Origin of the sequence: Neochlamydia sp. S13 (assembly GCF_000648235.2) — a bacterium.
Lineage (GTDB): Bacteria > Chlamydiota > Chlamydiia > Chlamydiales > Parachlamydiaceae > Neochlamydia.
Map to the genome: position 1 here is coordinate 773,068 of NZ_AP017977.1, position 19,911 is coordinate 792,978.

At 40.4% G+C, this 19,911-nt stretch carries 8 protein-coding genes, 2 tRNA genes, 2 rRNA genes and 1 pseudogene; 12 read left to right on the forward strand and 1 reads right to left on the reverse strand.

What is annotated here, in order from left to right; all coding sequences use genetic code 11:
* Positions 1-142: 142 nt before the first annotated feature.
* From TY21_RS02990 to TY21_RS03000, 3 genes and pseudogenes are all read left to right on the forward strand, one after another.
* Positions 143-1,564, forward strand: a complete 1,422-nt coding sequence (locus TY21_RS02990; protein ID WP_174232787.1) for a leucine-rich repeat domain-containing protein — start codon at positions 143-145, stop codon at positions 1,562-1,564.
* Between the two features lie 611 nt (positions 1,565-2,175).
* A pseudogene (locus TY21_RS02995) lies at positions 2,176-2,265 on the forward strand (transposase); the annotation flags it as partial.
* A 615-nt stretch (positions 2,266-2,880) separates the two neighbouring features.
* Positions 2,881-3,222 carry a phage holin family protein gene (locus tag TY21_RS03000; protein ID WP_042239565.1) on the forward strand — a complete coding sequence of 114 codons (342 nt, stop codon included), beginning with the start codon at positions 2,881-2,883 and terminating at the stop codon, positions 3,220-3,222.
* 451 nt (positions 3,223-3,673) lie between these two features.
* Here TY21_RS03000 and TY21_RS03005 read toward each other — a convergent pair whose 3' ends face one another.
* The gene (locus TY21_RS03005; protein ID WP_042239563.1) at positions 3,674-5,479 is read right to left on the reverse strand and encodes an ABC-F family ATP-binding cassette domain-containing protein; all 1,806 of its coding nucleotides are present in this window, start codon (positions 5,477-5,479) and stop codon (positions 3,674-3,676) included.
* Positions 5,480-5,802: 323 nt separating this feature from the next.
* Here TY21_RS03005 and TY21_RS11615 point away from each other — a divergent pair, with 323 nt between their 5' ends.
* From TY21_RS11615 to TY21_RS03045, 9 genes are all read left to right on the forward strand, one after another.
* Complete coding sequence (locus TY21_RS11615; RefSeq protein WP_255501513.1) at positions 5,803-5,928, forward strand: hypothetical protein; 126 nt, start codon at positions 5,803-5,805, stop codon at positions 5,926-5,928.
* A 390-nt stretch (positions 5,929-6,318) separates the two neighbouring features.
* Positions 6,319-6,762, forward strand: coding sequence for a LexA family transcriptional regulator (locus tag TY21_RS03010; RefSeq protein ID WP_079979846.1), 444 nt, complete (start codon positions 6,319-6,321; stop codon positions 6,760-6,762).
* The gene (locus tag TY21_RS03015) at positions 6,740-8,023 is read left to right on the forward strand and encodes a Y-family DNA polymerase (protein ID WP_042239561.1); all 1,284 of its coding nucleotides are present in this window, start codon (positions 6,740-6,742) and stop codon (positions 8,021-8,023) included. Before TY21_RS03010 ends, TY21_RS03015 begins: the two co-directional genes overlap by 23 nt.
* Before the next feature lie 99 nt (positions 8,024-8,122).
* On the forward strand, positions 8,123-10,210 hold the full coding sequence (locus TY21_RS03020; protein ID WP_042239559.1) for a sodium-translocating pyrophosphatase: 2,088 nt from the start codon (positions 8,123-8,125) through the stop codon (positions 10,208-10,210).
* A 188-nt stretch (positions 10,211-10,398) separates the two neighbouring features.
* Entirely contained in the window at positions 10,399-12,522 is a 2,124-nt protein-coding gene (locus TY21_RS03025) for a hypothetical protein (protein ID WP_042239557.1), read from the forward strand.
* A gap of 1,923 nt (positions 12,523-14,445) precedes the next feature.
* Positions 14,446-15,989: ribosomal RNA gene (locus tag TY21_RS03030) — 16S ribosomal RNA — on the forward strand.
* A 235-nt stretch (positions 15,990-16,224) separates the two neighbouring features.
* A tRNA-Ala gene (locus tag TY21_RS03035) sits at positions 16,225-16,297 on the forward strand.
* A gap of 12 nt (positions 16,298-16,309) precedes the next feature.
* Positions 16,310-16,386 (forward strand) — tRNA-Ile (locus tag TY21_RS03040).
* Between the two features lie 407 nt (positions 16,387-16,793).
* Positions 16,794-19,737 (forward strand): 23S ribosomal RNA (locus tag TY21_RS03045).
* Together the 16S and 23S rRNA genes with 2 tRNA genes alongside form the textbook arrangement of a ribosomal RNA operon.
* Positions 19,738-19,911 lie beyond the last annotated feature (174 nt).

Consider the following 19,911-nt stretch of genomic DNA (forward strand, 5'->3'; position numbering starts at 1 on the left):
GAAAAAAAGCGCCGGTAAATTATCTTTGAATTGTTTTTCATTGATAAGGATACGAATTCGTTTGACTTGCTTTTTTAATTTTTTTTATATTGCCTTTAAAAAATAAGAATGCTGAAAAGTCATCACTACCCAAGGAAATAAAATGCATCCTATCTCTTCGGCCTCTATTGAAAGCTTGCCCAATGAATTGCTGCTCCCTATCTTAGAGGCTTGCGCAGTTCCTTCCTTATTTAGCGTCTGTAAAAGATGGCATCATCTGCTGGCTTCCGAAGTGATGCCTTCTCTTTATAAAAAAATAGGTAAAGTACATGTTTCCCAAGGGGATATTAGCAAGCAGGCTTTTATTTTAGATAGGATTTATGGGCTGGATGATAGGCTTTCTGAAGGAGAAAAAGCTAAGGCAATCTTCAAGGAGGCCTTTACTCTAGCTAAATCCCTTGCTCCTGCGGAGCTAGAATTTAAATGGAAAACCCAGGAAAAAAGGTGCTTTACTCTGGCTAACTATGCCTCTTATCTTATAAATATTAATCGTCTGTTAATGTGGAAAGCACTGACTGGTGGAGCGGCATACTTAAGCCAAGAAAAAATCAAGTATTTACCTTTAGAAAAACAAGGGGAGCTTTTTAGAGATTGGATTGAAGAAAATTGTAAAAATACCACGGCTTTAGATTTATCTGGAGTAGGCTTGACTTATTTACCCCCAGAAATATGCCAGTTATCTCAGCTGCAAAGGCTTGACTTAAATCAAAACCAGCTCTCTAGCCTTCCTGTAGAAATCGGGCAGCTGTCTCAGCTGCAAGAGCTTTGCTTAAACCAAAACCAGCTCACCAGTCTGCCTATAGAAATCGGGCAGCTGTCTCAGCTGCAAGAGCTTTGCTTAAACCAAAACCAGCTCACCAGTCTGCCTATAGAAATCGGGCAGCTGTCTCAGCTGCAAGAGCTTTACTTAGACCAAAACCAGCTCACCAGTCTGCCTGGAGCAATTGGACAATTGCCTAAGCTGCGAATACTTTCCTTAAATCAAAACCAGCTCACCGCTCTGCCTACAGAAATCGGGCAATTGTCTGAGCTGCGAGAGCTTCACTTAAACCAAAACCAGCTCACCAGCCTTCCTGCAGAAATCGGGCAGCTGTCTCAGCTGCGGTGGTTTTACTTAAACCAAAACCAGCTCACCAACCTTCCTGCAGAAATCAGGCAGCTGTCTCAGCTGCAAGGGCTTTTCTTAGGCTATAATCAACTCACCGCTCTACCTGCAGAAATTGGGCAGCTGTCTCGGCTGCAAAGGCTTTACTTAAACCAAAACCAGCTCACCAGTCTGCCTGCAGAAATTGGGCAGCTGTCTCGGCTGCGAAGGCTTGAATTAAATCAAAACCAGCTCACCAGTCTGCCTGCAGAAATTGGGCAGCTGTTTCAGCTGCGAAGGCTTGAATTAAATCAAAACCAGCTCGCTAGCCTGCCTGCAGAAATTGGGCAGCTGTCTCGGCTGCGAAGGCAAAGCCTTGAATTAGCGGGAAATCCTTTGAAAGATATTGCAGAAAAAATAAGGCAGCGTTTCCAATTGTAGAATGGCCTTAAGTACTTTTTAAATTGGTGGTGAGCTAAAATGGAGTGAAAAACTTTTAGCTATCTTATCTTTAAACAAGTAATCCGCTTTTTGCTATTTTTTAAAAACTTGGAGAGGAGTTGAATGCGACGAGTATGGCACATTGCCAATAGAGTAGAAGTGATAGGCTAAATGCCTATACACTCCCATAAGCAAGCTTGTGAATAAACAAGAAGGTGAAATAAGCATGTTTTCATTAAAGTGATGAACTTATGATAGGAAAGAACAGGAGGAAATTATTTCTTCAGCGAGGGAATGACTTATCGCCTATAATAATCTTTAAATGTTCTATAGCCACTTTTAGGAAAGGGGCAGTACTCATCGCTTCACTTAATGATAATTTTGATCATCTATTTCTTTTATTGCTTTTCCAGTGAGTGGTTTATAAGTGGCTTCCAGCCAAAAATTTGTGCCATTAACCTCCGATTGCTTACAAAAATCATCTTATCGCAAAAAATGGAGATTAATCAGTGGATATCTTTTTCAATCATTTCGGCCTTCTAGCTTTAAGTTTTTTTAGTGCAGAATACTTTTAAAGCATAGGAAGGCCTTTTTTTTCAACTATTTCCTTAACCGAAAGAGAGCTATTGAAAGCTATCTTTTATGTATTAAGAACCGGCTGCCAGTGGCATTATCTACCCAAAAACTTTCCTCATTGGAAAATTGAAATGAGAAAAAATTCTTTTCTAAAAGCTCTAATGCTGACCTAGCTTTAGCAAATTATACTTTTATCCAATCTTTTCCCTATTGTTATGTTATGTAAGCTCAGTTTAAAGATGATATCCAATACATAAGCCCTCCTATAAGGCCAGAAGGGGAGGAGGCTTTAGTAGCTTTTCATAAAGAATTTTCAGAAAAAAGTTTATATTATCGCTTTTTTGAGGTTACGGGTTTAGAAATTTGAATTGCTTATAGAAGGCTAGCAAAAATTTGCTCAAACTTTTTTGATTGCTATCTTTCAGCGGTAGCTGAAAAAAAAGAGCTTAATAAGTTTTTTTTATGTACTATGAGTGTTTCATGTTAATTGGGCAATGCGGCAGCTCAAGAGCCGAGCTTAAGTTAACAATCAGCCATCTCTGCCAAAATAAGGGGGTAGGTACGCAATGAATAAAGTATTTAATGAAGCACGCCAAGAGAGTATGTATATAATTACACCCACGATCCTCTCGGATACAGGCAGATGATTCAGGTTCATGAGAAAATAGGTTTTATTAAGCAGCTAGATCTTAGCCATCCATCTACATATTGCAGGACTAACTACTTAGCAAGGATTTTATATGAAAAAGATTGTTTCATTAATTGTAAACAGCATAGCTATCTTTATTACTGCTAACCTTTTACCTGGTATTCGCCTTTCAAATTTTAGAAATGCTTTGGGTGTCGCTTTAGCATTAGGGCTTATCAATACTTTTGTTCGCCCTTTTTTATTAATTCTAACTTTTCCTCTTACAATTTTAACATTAGGCTTATCCACCTTATTTGTTTCCGCTTTTTGCGTTATGTTAGCTTCTTGGATAGTTCCAGGGTTTTTTGTAAATGACGCGTTTTCGGCGCTAGCTTTTGCTGTGGTAGTGGCTATTATCAATACTCTTATTAGCCTTTTTATAAAAAAAGGGTAATGATAGATTAGTTTTAAAAGAGACAACTTCACCTACTATCTATGAAAAAACAAGAAAAGATAGATAAATGAAACCCTAAGCTGTGGGCTTGTTGATGGGATAGCCAAAAGAGCTGCTTTCTATATTCGGTGATCATTCCTTGTAAAACATAGCTAGCTTTAAGGCATTTTCATAAGAAAAAGAGAATGATGTAGGTAATAAGGCTTCTTAGCATACTATCTAAATAAAAAGATAATTAAAATTAGGCATGATCATGAACAAGGCAATGAGCCTTTATCCAATAAATGCATGGATAAAGTAACACACTTTTAACCAGCCCTTTGCGCAATCCCATATTTAAAAGCTATTCCTCTAAGTAGAGAGCGAGATCTCCAAGAAGAGATCGTCTTAAACGGGTTGGGTGTTTTCAAAATCTATAAAATTGTTTCTTGCTTGGCTGGAAAAGCATTGATCAAGTTTGTTTACTGGCAAGAAATTGCCAACGCTCATAAAGTTTTTCCAATTCTGCTTGTAGCTGATTTAATTCCATACAATTTTTCTGTAGCAAGTTAGCATCTGAAGCGCTTTCTATATCTTCATGAAGCTTCTTTTCTTGTCCCTCGTATTTAATGATGCTCGCTTCTATTTGCTCTAATTCATATTTTTCTTTGTAGGATAGTTTGGGTACTAAAGGCTCAACTTTATCACGAGCTTTCTCAGCAGGCTTTTCTTTTTTAAGGCTATCGAAAGCCTCAAATTTAGCTTTATATTTTTCCCATTGGGAATAGTCAGCAAAAAGCTGAATAGGCTCTTTTAACCCTAGTCCTAAAACTACATTGCAAACTTTATCCATCATGTAGCGATCGTGGGTAATAAGAACTATCGCCCCAGTAAATTCACATAAACTTTCTTCCAAGACTTCAAGAGTAGGTATATCCAAATCATTGGTAGGTTCATCAAGCAATAATATATCTGCCGGCTGTAGCATTAAACGAGCAATCAATATGCGAGCATTTTCTCCACCAGATAATTGACTAATAGGTAAGTCTAAACGATCAGGAGAAAATAAAAAGCGCTTGCTCCACGAGTTGACATGAATGTGTTGTCCCCGATAACTTACATATTCTCCGTTGGTTGCTAAAGCTTCTCTTAAAGTAAGGTGGGCGGGCATCTGAGAACGGTGTTGATCAAAATAGACAATACGCAAGCCTTCTGCCAATTTAAGTGTTCCTGAATCCGGTGGTATCATTCCTGCAAACATTTTTAATAATGTTGTCTTGCCGGTTCCATTGGCTCCAATGATTCCTAAACGCATGCCAGGAGAAAAAGTAAGATCTAACTTAGAAAATAACAATTTATTATCTACAGATTTGGAGAGGTTTTTGGTAACGAGCAGCTTTTGGGTTAAACGGTCAGTAGAAGTAAAGTTAATGTGAGAACGTGTTTGCTTATTTCTTGTTTGAACATCTGCTAGTTCATCAATTAGCTTGCCTGCCTGCTGTATGCGTGCCTGAGCTTTAGTGGTACGTGCCTTAGGAGATTGCTTTAACCATTCTTGTTCATAACGTACTTTGGATGATAAAGATTTTTGGTACTGTGCCTGGCCACTTAAAAATTGCTCTCTCCTAAGTAGAAATTCTTCATAATTGCCTGCTGCCGTAAATAGTCCCTTGGGAAATTGGGCATTTAATTCAAACATGCGAGACGATATCTTGGCTAAAAAATATCTATCATGGCTTATAACCATAAAGGTTAGATTTTCCTGCTGGAGTAATTTTTCAAGCCATTGAATGCCTTCCAGATCCAAGTGATTAGTAGGCTCATCTAAAAGCAGTAGCTGAGGATTGCAAATAAGTCCTTTGGCAATATCTAAGCGTTTTCTCCAACCTCCTGACAAAAGTTTAGCGCTTTGCTGGATGTCTGGAAATCCTGTTTTACTCATCATACATTCAATACGCATGGCTGCTTCATGAGGTAGTAAATGAGGATCATTATAGCTTAAAGTTTCTCTTAGAATTTCATAAATTGATTGATCTGGATAAGAAGTCATTTGAGAGACATAAGCAATCCGTAAGTTGCGTCTAATCGCTACTGTTCCTTCATCGGCACTTTCTTTACCAGCCAATATTTTCATAAAGGTAGATTTTCCAGCCCCATTAGGCCCGATAATTCCAATTTTATCTCCTTGGAAAATGCCGGCGGAGATACCCTTAAATAAATGATGAGTCCCAAAGGATTTACTTATATTGTCACAGTTAATATAAACGGTATTGTTCACGAGATATCTACAATTTTTTTATGATAAGTGTAGCTACTTGCTTCACACAAAACAAGCAGTATTTAGATTAAGGCTAAAGTTAAAGCGCAAATGAAGCTTTAGGCCTACTCAGGTCTTACTAAGATACTTTTGTTGAACTTTAGGGAGCTTTTAAAATAGTTAGTAAGAGGATGTGGATATCCAAAGTGAAGATAGGCTTCCCTCTAAAGAGGAGCAGCTGCGGAAGGTATTATCTAGCTATCCACAAACAATTTTCATGCTATAGCTTTTAGAAATAAAGTGATTAAAAATGTTGAAGGGTTCCAGGAGCTGGGGATTAATGAATGAATAATCATAATAAGGATAAAAATGGATACGGGAAAGTAGCGTTTTGGCAAGAGGCTTTTATAAACATTTTTAGTTTAACATGCCGTGCGCAAGAAAAGATGCTAGATAAAGATGCTAGATAAGGTATAGTTAAAAGAAATGGTTTTTGCTAGATAACTTAAGTTGGCTCCGTCCAGTATTTTCTAGGGTACATTAAGGCTTAGAAAGATAGCATGAGTGGATTTGAGAAGATTGAAATTCTTAAGTTCCTACAGGAACGGCTGCTTAGCTTCTTAGTTGACTTGTAAAAAATCCCTTTCATTAGAACTTTAAAGTCAGTCTCTTAAGATTGTCAGTCTCTTAAGATTGATAGAGTTACAAGAAATTGAGGTAATGGGCAGGGGCCGGGAAGCTCTATTCCTAAAAAACGCTTTTATTAGTTGCTTTATTTTAATATAGTTGGGGTTAAATTTAAAAAAACCTAAGCAAATTTTATGCTCTAGGGTTTAAGTAGTTTTATTAGGAAGTTTTGCATGAAAACACAGACGATAGATGAAATTTTTTATCCAAGCTCCTCGGTTGCCAAACAGTTATGGATTCCTTTATTCCAAGACAGTGTTTCGGCAGGTTTCCCTTCACCAGCAGAAAATTATATAGAAAAGCGTTTGGATCTAAACGAGCTGGTGGTCAAGCATCCTGCAAGCACGTTTTTTGTACGGGTGCAGGGAGATTCTATGCGTGAAGCAGGGGTTTTTTCAGGAGATATTCTGGTTGTGGACCGAAGTCTAGAACCCTTAAGTGGTAAAATCATAGTAGCTATTATAAACGGTGAGTTTATGGTCAGACGCTATGTATTAGGACCACAAGGCATACAGTTAGTTTCAGCTAATTCATCCTATTCGACTTTATACGTAAATGCTGCCCTGGATTTTCAAGTATGGGGGGTTGTTACTTATGTCATCCACCGGCCGCAATAAACTTATGTATGCTTTGGTGGATTGTAATAATTTTTATGTTTCTTGTGAGAGAGTTTTTAATCCGCGTTTGATTGGAAAGCCTGTAGTAGTGCTTTCAAGCAATGATGGGTGTATCATAGCCCGTTCTAAAGAGGCTAAGTTTTTAGGAATCCTAATGGGCGCTCCCGCTTTTGAATATAGGGATTTATTTAGGAAATATGATGTAAAAGTTTTATCATCCAATTATACCCTATATGGTGATATGTCTCATCGTGTGATGCGCACGTTGCAGCAATTTTCACCCGAAATAGATATATACTCTATCGATGAGGCTTTTTTAAGGGTAGATGCGGTAGATAAGGAAGCTTATTGCAGAGAAATTCAGCGCATCATCCTCCAACATACAGGGATACCTACATCTATTGGCCTAGCCCCTACCATGACTCTTGCTAAGATAGCCAATGATATGGCTAAGAGATATTCTGCTTGCCAAAATGTTTTTTCCATGGAGGCTTTTGAAATGTGCGAAAAGGTGCTGCGCCAACTTTCTGTTGATGAGATTTGGGGGATTGGAAAGAAAATTTCCTCTTATCTACATCGCCAGAATATACACACAGCCAGTGAGTTTAAAAATTCTGAAGACCTATGGATAAAAAAAAATCTTTCAGTTACCGGTTTACGAATAGCATGGGAACTGCGAGGAGTCTCATGCCTATCCCTAAAAGAAGCGCCTGCATCTAAAAAATCCATCACTTGTTCACGCTCTTTTAGCAAAGCTGTTTCAGATTTAAATGAGTTGTTAGAAGCTATTTCAACGTATGTTTCCATAGCGGCTGAGAAATTGCGCAACCAGCAAAGCAGAGCTTCATTTATAGATGTGTTTTTGATGACTAATAAGCATCATCATTCCCCTTATTACTACAATAACATGCAAATTACCCTACCTCAACCTAGTGACTATACACCCAAAATCATCACTTATGCTAAGGAAGGAGTAAGGCGCCTATTTCGCGAAGGTTTTTTATATAAAAAGACAGGTTTGACTCTGGGAGGGCTAGTATCAAAAGGTGACTACCAACTTGACCTTTTTGAAGAAAATCATTTTAGCAATAAAAAAGAGCAAACCTTAATAAATTTAATAGATCAATTAAATCATCAATATGGCCGCCGAGTAATAAAAATGGCTGCAGAAGGCATTAAGCAGCCATGGAAAGCTAGGCAAGAAAATTGTTCTCCTCGCTATACTACCTGCTGGCAAGATATTTTAACTATACAGATATAGGTTCTATCTTTCATAAGTTTTATCTTTTCCTGTTGAACTAATTCCTCTCTCTCTACTATTTTTATTTTTTTCATTAACCAAAATCAAAGAGGAAAACTAATGTTGTCATACGAAGATGGATTTTTAATCGTATGCGGCCTTTTAGCCTTGTTTTACGGAATTTTGACAATACGTTCTGTCTTATCCCTAAGCACGGGCAATGAAAGGATGCAAGAAATAGCAGCAGCTATTCAAGAGGGGGCTCGTGCCTATTTAAATCGTCAATATCAAACGATTGGCCTAGTGGGAGTCGTAGTATTTGCACTTCTAACCTGGTTATTGGGTTGGTATGTAAGCGTTGGCTTTTTAATTGGAGCTGTTTTATCTGGGCTAACAGGCTATATTGGCATGAATATCTCTGTGCGAGCAAACGTTCGTACCACAGAAGCTGCAAAGCAAGGCCTTCAGCAAGCCTTAAATGTATCTTTCAAATCGGGAGCCATTACGGGTCTTTTGGTTGTTGGCTTTGGTTTAATAGGGACTGCAGGATATTACATTTTTTTAAAAAATTCTGCTATTCCTGCTCGCGAACTTCTTGAGTCTCTCGTCGCTTTAGGTTTCGGTGCTTCCTTAATTTCTATTTTTGCTCGATTAGGGGGAGGAATTTTTACCAAAGGTGCAGATGTCGGTGCGGACTTAGTAGGAAAAATTGAGGCAGGTATTCCTGAAGATGATCCACGTAATCCAGCTGTTATTGCTGATAATGTAGGGGATAATGTAGGGGATTGCGCAGGAATGGCAGCAGACCTTTTTGAAACATATGTGGTTACCATCGTAGGGACTATGCTGCTTGCTGGCATGTTTTTTCAAGGTATTATCTTAGAAAAAATGATGTACTATCCTCTAGCTATTTGTGCAGTTTGCGTAATAGCCTCTATTCTCGGAACATTTTTCGTACGTCTTGGGGCTACCCATGATATTATGAAAGCTCTTTATAAAGGATTTTTTGCTACCGCAGTCTTTTCTGCCATGGCTATTGCAGGGTTGACTCATTGGCTATTAGGCTTTGATATTGCTTATCAAGCAAATAATCATGTCTTTAATGGATTTAATCTTTTTTGTTGCGCACTTACTGGTCTGGTGGTAACTGGTCTACTTATGTGGATTACAGAATATTATACTTTGACAAAATATAGACCTGTGAAAAGTATTGCAGAAGCGTCTACTACAGGACACGGTACAAATGTTATCCAAGGCTTAGCTATCTCTTTAGAAGCTACTGCCCTTCCAGTCGTTGTAATCTGTGCTGGTATTCTTGTCTCTTACTTGAATGCAGGTTTATTTGGGATTGGGGTGGCAGCTACAAGTATGTTAGCTTTAGCCGGAATGGTCGTTGCTTTGGATGCCTATGGTCCTGTGACAGATAATGCAGGGGGCATTGCAGAAATGAGTAATTTACCAGAATCTATCCGTAAAACTACAGACGCACTTGATGCTGTGGGAAATACCACTAAAGCTGTAACAAAAGGCTATGCTATAGGTTCAGCTGGCTTTGCTGCACTTGTCCTTTTTGCAGCCTTTATACAAGACTTGGCTCACTATTTTCCTGAAAATATGGCGAACTTCCATTTGCAAAATCCTTATACAGTGGTAGGATTGTTCATCGGCGGCCTTCTTCCCTATCTATTCGGAGCTTTGTGTATGATGGCTGTAGGCCGTGCAGCAAGCGCTGTAGTCGTAGAAGTACGCCGTCAATTCAAAGAAATCCCAGGAATTATGCAAGGAACTGCACGTCCAGATTATGGAAGCGCAGTCGACATGCTGACAAAAGCTGCAATCAAACAAATGATTATTCCTTCCTTGCTGCCAGTATGCGCTCCTTTTCTAGTCTATTTTGTAATTCTGTATGTTGCAGGGCAAGATGAAGCCTTCGTAACCCTAGGCGCAATGCTTCTTGGGGTAGTAGTGACAGGTCTTTTCGTAGGTTTATCTATGACCTCTGGTGGAGGTGCATGGGATAATGCTAAGAAGCTAATTGAAGAGGGGAATTATGGTGGAAAAGGTTCTCTTGCTCACCATGCTGCTATCACCGGGGATACTGTCGGCGATCCTTACAAAGACACGGCGGGTCCTGCAATTAATCCCATGATAAAAATTGTTAATATTGTCGCTCTTCTCTTGCTAGCTATTCTTGCAGCATGGAATTAGCCTCTTTTAATCTTTTCAGATACCCCCTTTTAATAAAGGGGGTTAATCTATTCCATGATTCATACATCAAAATAGTATTGCAAATTATTTAATTAGTGGCTATTGTGCCATGGTCAACTACTGCTTTAGATTCAAACTCAAACGTTTGTGTGCTAAAATTTATTATAAATTGTATGATGGAGTAATAAATGACAAGTTGGTTTTCTTCCTTCTATGATTATACTTATAGTTGTGCAGCAGATTTACACAGTTATGTGAAAGATCTACGGCGTCCTGATTGCACTCTTATTGCCAGTTTAGAAAGGTTTAATGCCGTTCCAAAAAAAATTTCTTCGAGCACTTCTGCTAAATGCAAATCTATAAGATCCAAATCTCTACCCCCTTCGCCCCTCCAGCGTCAAGATATTTCTCCCTCTGAGGTTTTACTATTAGGCGATGAAAGGGTTAATAAAATCGTTTATAGGGTCCTAGAAGAATTGCATAATAATGTAAGAGTGACGACTGACCATCTAACTGACCATCTGAAAGAGTATTCATTTCAGTCTATGTATGGAGCGAGAAGCAAAAAAGAAGGACCTTTTCCTTTTGCAAATTTACATGAGCACACAGAGGGTGCTATACCACCCTGGGAGCTTGAAAAGTTAGTAAAAAAATATAGCCTCTATTATGACGAAGCCAAAAAAGCTTGGAGAAGGAAGAAGACGCCCACAAAAAATGGGCTAAAGAGCGATAATACTCCTGCTAGGCTTACATGGCAAGAAATTGAAGAACGGTATAGTATGCCGCTACGTACATTTTTACACCAACTGTGCTGCGTTCCGGTTAATCAGCCCCTTTCTGAGAAATTATCTTTTAAGTTTAAAGAGGATTTTTTTAGTAGAAAGTTTGATGAAACCTTTGGACCGATAGGCAGTATCTTAGATAGAATTCCTTTAAGTGAGCAACTTCTGATTATTTTATATCAAGCAGAGCTAAGCAATATTATTTATAATGAACTCATGTTTGGCTTGTATGTAGTGCCTGTACCTAGCACATTTATTGAAGAGGTGGAACTTCAAATTAAAGCTGATGAATATGAGCACATCGAAGAGATGCCTATTGATAAAATTGAGCATTTTATTGAATACCTTATTAACCCGAAACATACTCTAGATGCCTTATTAACGGATAGCGAAAAAAACAAGTTTAAAAGAAAGCTACAAGGCAGATGTAGAGATAAAGTAGGCCAAGATCCACAGAAAAAGATGGAGAATCTGGAGGAGGAGTGGAAAAGTTTACTCAATATGACATACGTAGAAGCCTTTAAAAAGGTGATGACTGATGAGCTTGATCAAGCCGAACTAGATATTAATCAGCAGATTAATATTCTATTAAAAAAACAGAATGTTAAACTGCGGCCGAATGTATTTGATGCCAGAAATCCCATTACTATTAAATTAATCTTTGAAGTTATGCGCCATTACTCGCTAGGTGAATTTTTTGCTTGGGCATTGGCAGCCTCGGCATACATTGCAACTGATGAAAAAGAACGAATAGTTGGCTTGACAGTGGATGGCCCTCAGAATACTGCCAATTCAATAAATAATTTTTATGATCAAATAGCTATTATTAAAACCTTGCGTAAGCATTATCCTGCAGTTAAAGTTACCTATCATACTCTTGAATTTGCCAGTTCGCATTATGATAGCATACATAAATATGTGAAAGATGAGCTTTCTAGTGTCTTAAAGGTGTCCGAGCGTATAGGGCATGGAACGATGATCGCGGACACAACAAATCTGATAAAAAATTTAAAACTTTTAAAAAGAAATAAACTAGTTGAAATATGTCTGACTACTGTGCAAGCAACTACAGGCGTTAAAATAGAAGAAGTGCCTTTAAAAGCTTTGTTAGAACAAGGCATCGCCGTTAACTTAAATACAGATGATCCTGCTATTGTAGACACTAACTTGAGGGAAGAGTTAAGGAGAGCGATAAAATTAATAGGGATTTCTCCCGCAGACACCATTAACATGATGCGCAGTGCCATTCATTTTTCTTTCCTACCTGGTGAAAGCATTTATAATGCTGTGGAAGCAAGAACAAAAGTAGATGGACGGCTCGTAACCAAAATTTGGTATGATTTGAAGTTTCCCGAAGAGCATGGTATTCGAGATCTAAGCAGAGTAAGTGCTAAAGAGCTCAAGCTGTGGCAGCTAGAAGATGAATTACAAGAGTTCTGCAGATATATTTACCATAATATGGACCCTTTATTTCAGCTGGGTTACATTAAAGAAGAGTCTCTTGCTGATGAAGAAACCTTTATTGAATAAATATTTTAAAGCAGCAGATTGGCGACAAAAGGTAGAGGCTGTTGGCAAAACTTTTGTAAGTAAAGGCCATTTTGGTTAGCAGCTGCTTTAATAATAATCTCTAGCTAAAGGGCTTAAAAATAGGGGGCTTCCTAAATTATCAAAAGACGATGCTTTGTAGATTAATTCTATTAAAAGCTTCTGGTCTGCCTAACTTGCATCAAGGGATGGGACTTACTAGGGATAACCCCCCCCCCCCATTTTTTTCGAAAAGATTTTGAACTCAAGTGATGATTATCCTTTTGTTATTTCCTTGTCCTCCCCATTAAGTTTTTAAATTTCTTTATTCAAGCTAGCCTTAGCAATTGCTAGTAATTCTCCCAAACTCTTTGAAGATTTCCTTTTGTACCATTTATTTCAGCAACTTTATGGCCTACCTTAAGCACTCCTACTATTCTTTTGTGAATGATGGAATTCTAGCGACGTCATCAGATTGGCTTTAAGGATTAGCTTATATCTTACAGCAAATGGAAGAAATATCTTTGGGTCCGTCTTCGATTTTTTAGGGTTTGTGTGATTAAAGCTGAAAAAGAAGGGTAATTTTGCCAGGCTAAGCTATCCTTTTATCTCCCTTTTAAAAGTAAAGAGTTTAAAATTTTGACACCGACCTTTTTCCCCTTAGCTTCTTTAAGAGAAAGCAATTGATCAATTAGGCTTTATGCCATCTCTAGGCAGCTCTCTTAAGTTTACTATGAATAAGTTGACTAAAGTCTTTAACGTCAAACTCCTGCTCAGCCAGCATCTACTCGAACTTAACTTAGAGTTGTAACTACTTGTTGGATAAAGTATGCTAAAAGTTGGCTTTTAGTGAGGGATGGCTGCCTTTTTTCTTTCTTTGTTTTCACCTGGCATAAATACACTATTTCTTAATCTCTTCAAAACCGATAGGAAAAATATATTCTTCCTAGCAAATAAGGTTTAGAAAGTAATTTACCTCTTATATTTGATCTCCCTTGTCGACGAGAAAAGACCACTACACAGTTGTTTTCCTTTGGATAGAGCTTTTCTTCCCTCGTCTCATCAAGCATCAATACACCTCTCCTACTCTGTTCTAGATGGTTCACTTGCTTTTTAACCTACTACTCTAGTTCTTTTGATCTCTGGCTTGGTACTAAGAAAGCCGGTAGGTTTTATCAAGGCTAATCTGGCTTTCTTAAAGATTGGATAGCCTTGTAGCTGTCGTTTGTTGATTCTGGCTGATAAGATGAGTGGAAAATGTTAATACCTATTAGAAAGCTTTGAAGAGTAGGCCAAGCAAAATTCCTTTGCTATTAAAAGCTCTTGCTATATACGCCAAACAGCTAAATGAAAAGTAGTGTGAGCTTATTCATATAAAAGTTGAGTGGATAGCTTATGAATGAGTTCGCTTCATTTTGCTAATCACTGGTAGGGCACGCGTTAAAGTTAGGTGGGCATAAAAAAGATACTGCAAATAATAGTTGAATGATAAAAGGAATATGCTATACTAACTCTCACAGTATAAGCCCTCTAAGTGCCTATTTCAACTTAATTGATTTTCCTAACCCATTTTTTTAAGCCAGCGATATTATCTTCGCCTATAAGACAAAAAAGCTAGGTGCCAAAGATAATTAAGGAAAAAGTTTGCTAATTTTCAGGAGTTTAGGAAAAAAAAGAGGAAAAAGGAAAATAGGGGTTGCGAAAATAATTCGATATTTTGTATGTTTACTGCTTCTTAAGTGAAAAGTTAAGAAGAAGAACAAAAAAAGCGTGACCAACGAGTGACGCAAAAAGCTATTTGACAGTGATAGAAAGACAATGTGCAAGCAAACATAAAGTTTGTGCGAAGATTAAAAGGCAACTTTTAATCTCGTTAATAGAATCAGAGATAAATAAATCATTTATCAAGTTTTCAAAGAATATATTTTTCTTGAGAATTTGATCTTGGTTCAGATTGAATGCTGACAGCGTGGATGAGGCATGCAAGTCGAACGAAATGTAGCAATACATTTAGTGGCGGAAGGGTTAGTAATACATGGGTAACTTACCATTAACTTGGGAATAACGATTGGAAACGATCGCTAATACCGAATGTGGTGATAACAAGGCATCTTGAAATCATTAAAGTGGGGGATCTTCGGACCTCGCGGTTAAAGAGAGGCCCATGGGATATCAGCTAGTTGGTAGGGTAAAGGCCTACCAAGGCTAAGACGTCTAGGCGGATTGAGAGATTGACCGCCAACACTGGGACTGAGAACTGCCCAGACTCCTACGGGAGGCTGCAGTCGAGAATCTTTCGCAATGGGCGAAAGCCTGACGAAGCGACGCTGTGTGAGTGATGAAGGCCTTCGGGTCGTAAAACTCTTTCGCCTGGGAACAAGGGGATCTAGCTAACATCTAGAGAACTTGAGCGTACCAGGTAAAGAAGCACCGGCTAACTCCGTGCCAGCAGCTGCGGTAATACGGAGGGTGCAAGCATTAATCGGATTTATTGGGCGTAAAGGGCGCGTAGGCGGGAAGGAAAGTCAGATGTGAAATCCCGGGGCTCAACCTCGGAACAGCATTTGAAACTTCCTTTCTTGAGGGTAGACGGAGAAAATGGAATTCCACAAGTAGCGGTGAAATGCGTAGATATGTGGAAGAACACCAGTGGCGAAGGCGATTTTCTAGTTTACACCTGACGCTGAGGCGCGAAAGCAAGGGGATCAAACAGGATTAGATACCCTGGTAGTCCTTGCCGTAAACGATGTATACTTGGTGTAACCGGAATCAACCCTGGTTGTGCCGAAGCTAACGCGATAAGTATACCGCCTGAGGAGTACGCTCGCAAGGGTGAAACTCAAAAGAATTGACGGGGACCCGCACAAGCAGTGGAGCATGTGGTTTAATTCGATGCAACGCGAAGAACCTTACCCAGGCTTGACATGCAGATGATCATTACAGAGATGTAATTTCCCTTCGGGGCATCTGCACAGGTGCTGCATGGCTGTCGTCAGCTCGTGCCGTGAGGTGTTTGGTTAAGTCCAGCAACGAGCGCAACCCTTATCATTAGTTGCCAACACTTTGGGTGGGAACTCTAATGAGACTGCCTGGGTTAACCAGGAGGAAGGTGAGGATGACGTCAAGTCCGCATGGCCCTTATGTCTGGGGCTACACACGTGCTACAATGGTCGGTACAGAAGGCAGCGAAGCCGCGAGGTGAAGCAAATCCTAAAAGCCGATCTCAGTTCAGATTGTAGTCTGCAACTCGACTACATGAAGACGGAATTGCTAGTAATGGTGGGTCAGCAACACCACCGTGAATACGTTCCCGGGTCTTGTACACACCGCCCGTCACATCATGGGAGTTGGTTTTACCCGAAGCCGCTGGCTCAACCGCAAGGAGAGAGGCGTCTAAGGTGAGGCTGATGACTGGGATGAAGTCGTAACAAGGTAGCCCTACCGGAAGGTGGGGCTGGATCACCTCCTTTTAAGGACAGAGAATGCGTTAGGAATAACCATTCTTAGGTTGAAACAAACTTTAGCTGCACATTGTCTTCCTATTATTGTCAAAGAAGCTAGAAGCTTTCTTGACGAAAATGTAAATCATCGAAGGTGCCCTCATACTATCTTTTAAAAGTATTAAAATTTATCATTAGGTAAATTGAGGGAACTATAAGTCTAATCAGCACAAATCAGACTCGATGAGAGGTTACCCAGATACTTGGGGGTTTAGCTCAGTTGGTAGAGCGTCTGATTTGCATTCAGAAGGTCAGGAGTTCGAATCTCCTAGCCTCCATTGTTTGCACTTGCGGTTATAGCTCAGTTGGTTAGAGCGCGACACTGATAATGTCGAGGTCCCAAGTTCAAATCTTGGTAACCGCACCATTTTCGATAAAAAATTTTTGTATTAAATAACCTGCTATCACGCAGGCTCTGCTCAGGCAGAACAGTTATCTTGAAAGGCAAGTGATTAATAAGAAATCAAACAAAAGAGTTAATCTTCAAAAGATAAGATTGATGATTAAAGTAAAAGTATCATGTTAATAGCGAATCGTTAGCAATAACGATTAAACGCATCTTACGTTAAGCGAAAGCAAAACGTTAAACACTGATAAGTTCACAGACATAAATCGACGCTTGAAGAGTAAACTTCTTACCTAAGTTTTAAATGTAAATTTAAAACTGAACAATTGGCGAAAGTAAGTGGAAAACACTTACAAAATAAAGTATGCTCATTAAACTTAATGACGTAATTGTAAAACGTCAGCTTTAGTCCAAAAATTAAATTTTTTGGTCAAGCTATTAAGGGCTGCTGGTGGATGCCTTGGTATCAACAGGCGATGAAGGACGCGAAACCCGCGATAGGCATCGGTGAGCTGGAAGAAAGCGTAGACCCGGTGGAATCCGAATGGGGAAACCCGGTGAGAGTAATACCTCATCATCTTTAACTGAATCCATAGGTTAAAGAAGCAAGACCTACTGAACTGAAACATCTTAGTAAGTAGAGGAAAAGAAATCAATAAAGAGATTCCCAAAGTAGCGGCGAGCGAAATGGGAAAAGCCCAAACCAGAGTCAATGACTCTGGGGTTGTAGGACCTATCAAAAGATCAGGAAATCTTAGTCGAACACCGCTGGAAAGCTGGACAATATAGGGTGATAGTCCCGTAGACGAAAAGAGGACCTGACAGGATAGGCACCTGAGTAAAGCCGGACACGTGAAACCCGGTTTGAAGCAGGGAGGACCACCTCCCAAGGCTAAATACTCGTTGATAACCGATAGCGAACCAGTACCGTGAGGGAAAGGCGAAAAGAACCCCTGTTAGGGGAGTGAAATAGAACCTGAAACCAGCAGCTTACAAACGGTCGAAGGCCTATGCCCTTTATAAGGGAATGGCTGACGGCGTGCCTTTTGCATGATGAGCCAGCGAGTTACGCTATATGGCAAGGTTAAGGGACCTACGTTCCGGAGCCGAAGTGAAAGCGAGCGTTAAAAGCGCGAATAAGTCATATGGCGTAGACACGAAACCACGTGATCTATCCATGACCAGGTTGAAGCAAGGGTAACACCTTGTGGAGGACCGAACTAGTAACTGTTGAAAAAGTTTTGGATGAGTTGTGGATAGGGGTGAAAGGCCAATCAAACGTGGAGATATCTTGTTCTCTTCGAAATAACTTTAGGGTTAGCCTCGGACGTATTCTTTACAGGGGTAGAGCACTGAATTCACGCGGGGACCTACCGGTCTACCAAAGGAAATCAAACTCCGAATACTGTAAAGCAGTCCGGGAGATAGACAGTGGGGGCTAAGCTTCATTGTCAAAAGGGGAACAGCCCAGATCGCCGAATAAGGCCCCTAATTCTATGCTAAGTGAGTAAGGAAGTAAAGTTTCTAAAACAGTTGGGATGTTGGCTTAGAGGCAGCCATCATTTAAAGAGTGCGTAACAGCTCACCAATCGAGAAACTTTGCGCCGATAATATCCGGGACTAAAGCATAGAGCCGAATTCGCGGGTGCATATTGTAAAATATGCGCGGTAGGGGAGCGTAGTATGGGCACAGAAGATGTACCGAAAGGAGCATTGGAGCGCATACTAGTGAGAATGCATGGCATGAGTAAACGATAAAGGCAGTGAAAATCTGCCTCGCCGAAAACCCAAGGTTTCCAGGGTAAAGCTCGTCTTCCCTGGGTTAGCCGGTCCCTAAGCTGAGGCTGAAAAGCGTAAGCGATGGAAAGCAGGTTAAATATTCCTGCGCCACCGAAGACAACAGCGATGGATTGACGAAATAAGTAAAGCACGCGGACGATTGGAAGAGTCCGTGACACTACGAGGAAGGCTGATAGGCAAATCCGTCAGCAGGATTCTAGATAGTGGACAAGGGGAGTGCAAATGAACCGATGGTGTAGAGCGATGTTTCCAAGAAATAGATTCTAGCTGTCGAAGGTGACCGTACCAAAACCGACACAGGTGGGTGGGAAGAATATTCTTAGGCGCGCGAGAGAACTCTCGTTAAGGAACTCGGCAAATTATCCCCGTAACTTCGGGAGAAGGGGAGCCATGAGCCGTGACACATCTAGCATGTGAAGCGGAGCGTGGCCGCAGAGAAATGGCCCAGGCGACTGTTTAACAAAAACACAGCACTATGCAAAGACGTCTAAGTCGAAGTATATGGTGTGATGCCTGCCCAATGCCAAAAGGTCAAAAGGAGAGGTTAGCAGCAATGCGAAGCTTCGAATTTAAGCCCTGGTGAATGGCGGCCGTAACTATAACGGTCCTAAGGTAGCGAAATTCCTTGTCGGGTAAGTTCCGACCTGCACGAATGGTATAACGATCTGGGCACTGTCTCAACGAGAGGCTCGGTGAACTTGTAGTAGCGGTGAAGATGCCGTTTACCCGCAATAAGACGGAAAGACCCCGTGAACCTTTACTGTACTCTGGTATTGGCTCCTAACTTGTCATGTGTAGGATAACCAGGAGACTTAGAAGTCTTGCCGTCAGGTAAGATGGAGTCGACGGTGAAATACTGGTCTTGACAAGTCGGGAATCTAACGTTCACCCATGAATCTGGGGAACGGACATTGCCAGACGGGCAGTTTTACTGGGGCGGTATCCTCCTAAAGAGTAACGGAGGAGTCCAAAGTTTGCCTCATCGTGGTTGGCAATCACGAGTAGAGCGTAAAGGTATAAGGCAAATTAACTGTGAGACCAACAAGTCGAACAGGTACGAAAGTAGGGCTTAGTGATCCGGCGGTGGAAAGTGGAATCGCCGTCGCTCAACGGATAAAAGGTACTCCGGGGATAACAGGCTTATCGCCACCAAGAGTTCATATCGACGTGGCGGTTTGGCACCTCGATGTCGACTCATCGCATCCTGGGGCTGAAGAAGGTCCCAAGGGTTTGGCTGTTCGCCAATTAAAGCGGTACGCGAGTTGGGTTCAAAACGTCGTGAGACAGTTTGGTCCCTATCTGTTGTGGGCGCAGGATACTTGAGAGGAGTTGCTTCTAGTACGAGAGGACCGAAGTGAACGAACCAATGGTGTGCCGGTTGTACTGCCAAGTGCATAGCCGGGTAGCTATGTTCGGAAAGGATAAGCGTTGAAAGCATCTAAACGCCAAGCCTCCCTCAAGATAAGGTATCCCAATTAGACACCATGAAGACTACATGGTAGATAGGTTGGATGTGTAAGCACAGTAATGTGTTGAGCTAACCAATACTAATCAGTCGATTGGCTTGACCAACTTTCTTTTATCGAGACAAGTTGGGTCAAAGTAACAAAGACTACAAGCTGACGCAAAATAAGCCAATGTAAGAAAGAGAAATTCAAGCGTTGATTTATGTGTGTGAAGCGTTAAAGCTAAAAGCTGATACGATTTCTTAACTAATCATTTGCCTAGCTTTTTTAAAGCTAAAAA

Bases quoted from the DNA above. Each gene is read 5' to 3' on its own strand.
- TY21_RS03010 (WP_079979846.1), top strand. From the start codon at position 6,319: ATGAAAACACAGACGATAGATGAAATTTTTTATCCAAGCTCCTCGGTT.
- TY21_RS02990 (WP_174232787.1), top strand. From the start codon at position 143: ATGCATCCTATCTCTTCGGCCTCTATTGAAAGCTTGCCCAATGAATTG.
- TY21_RS03015 (WP_042239561.1), top strand. From the start codon at position 6,740: ATGTCATCCACCGGCCGCAATAAACTTATGTATGCTTTGGTGGATTGT.
- TY21_RS03000 (WP_042239565.1), top strand. From the start codon at position 2,881: ATGAAAAAGATTGTTTCATTAATTGTAAACAGCATAGCTATCTTTATT.
- TY21_RS11615 (WP_255501513.1), top strand. From the start codon at position 5,803: ATGAATAATCATAATAAGGATAAAAATGGATACGGGAAAGTAGCGTTT.
- TY21_RS03025 (WP_042239557.1), top strand. From the start codon at position 10,399: ATGACAAGTTGGTTTTCTTCCTTCTATGATTATACTTATAGTTGTGCA.
- TY21_RS03020 (WP_042239559.1), top strand. From the start codon at position 8,123: ATGTTGTCATACGAAGATGGATTTTTAATCGTATGCGGCCTTTTAGCC.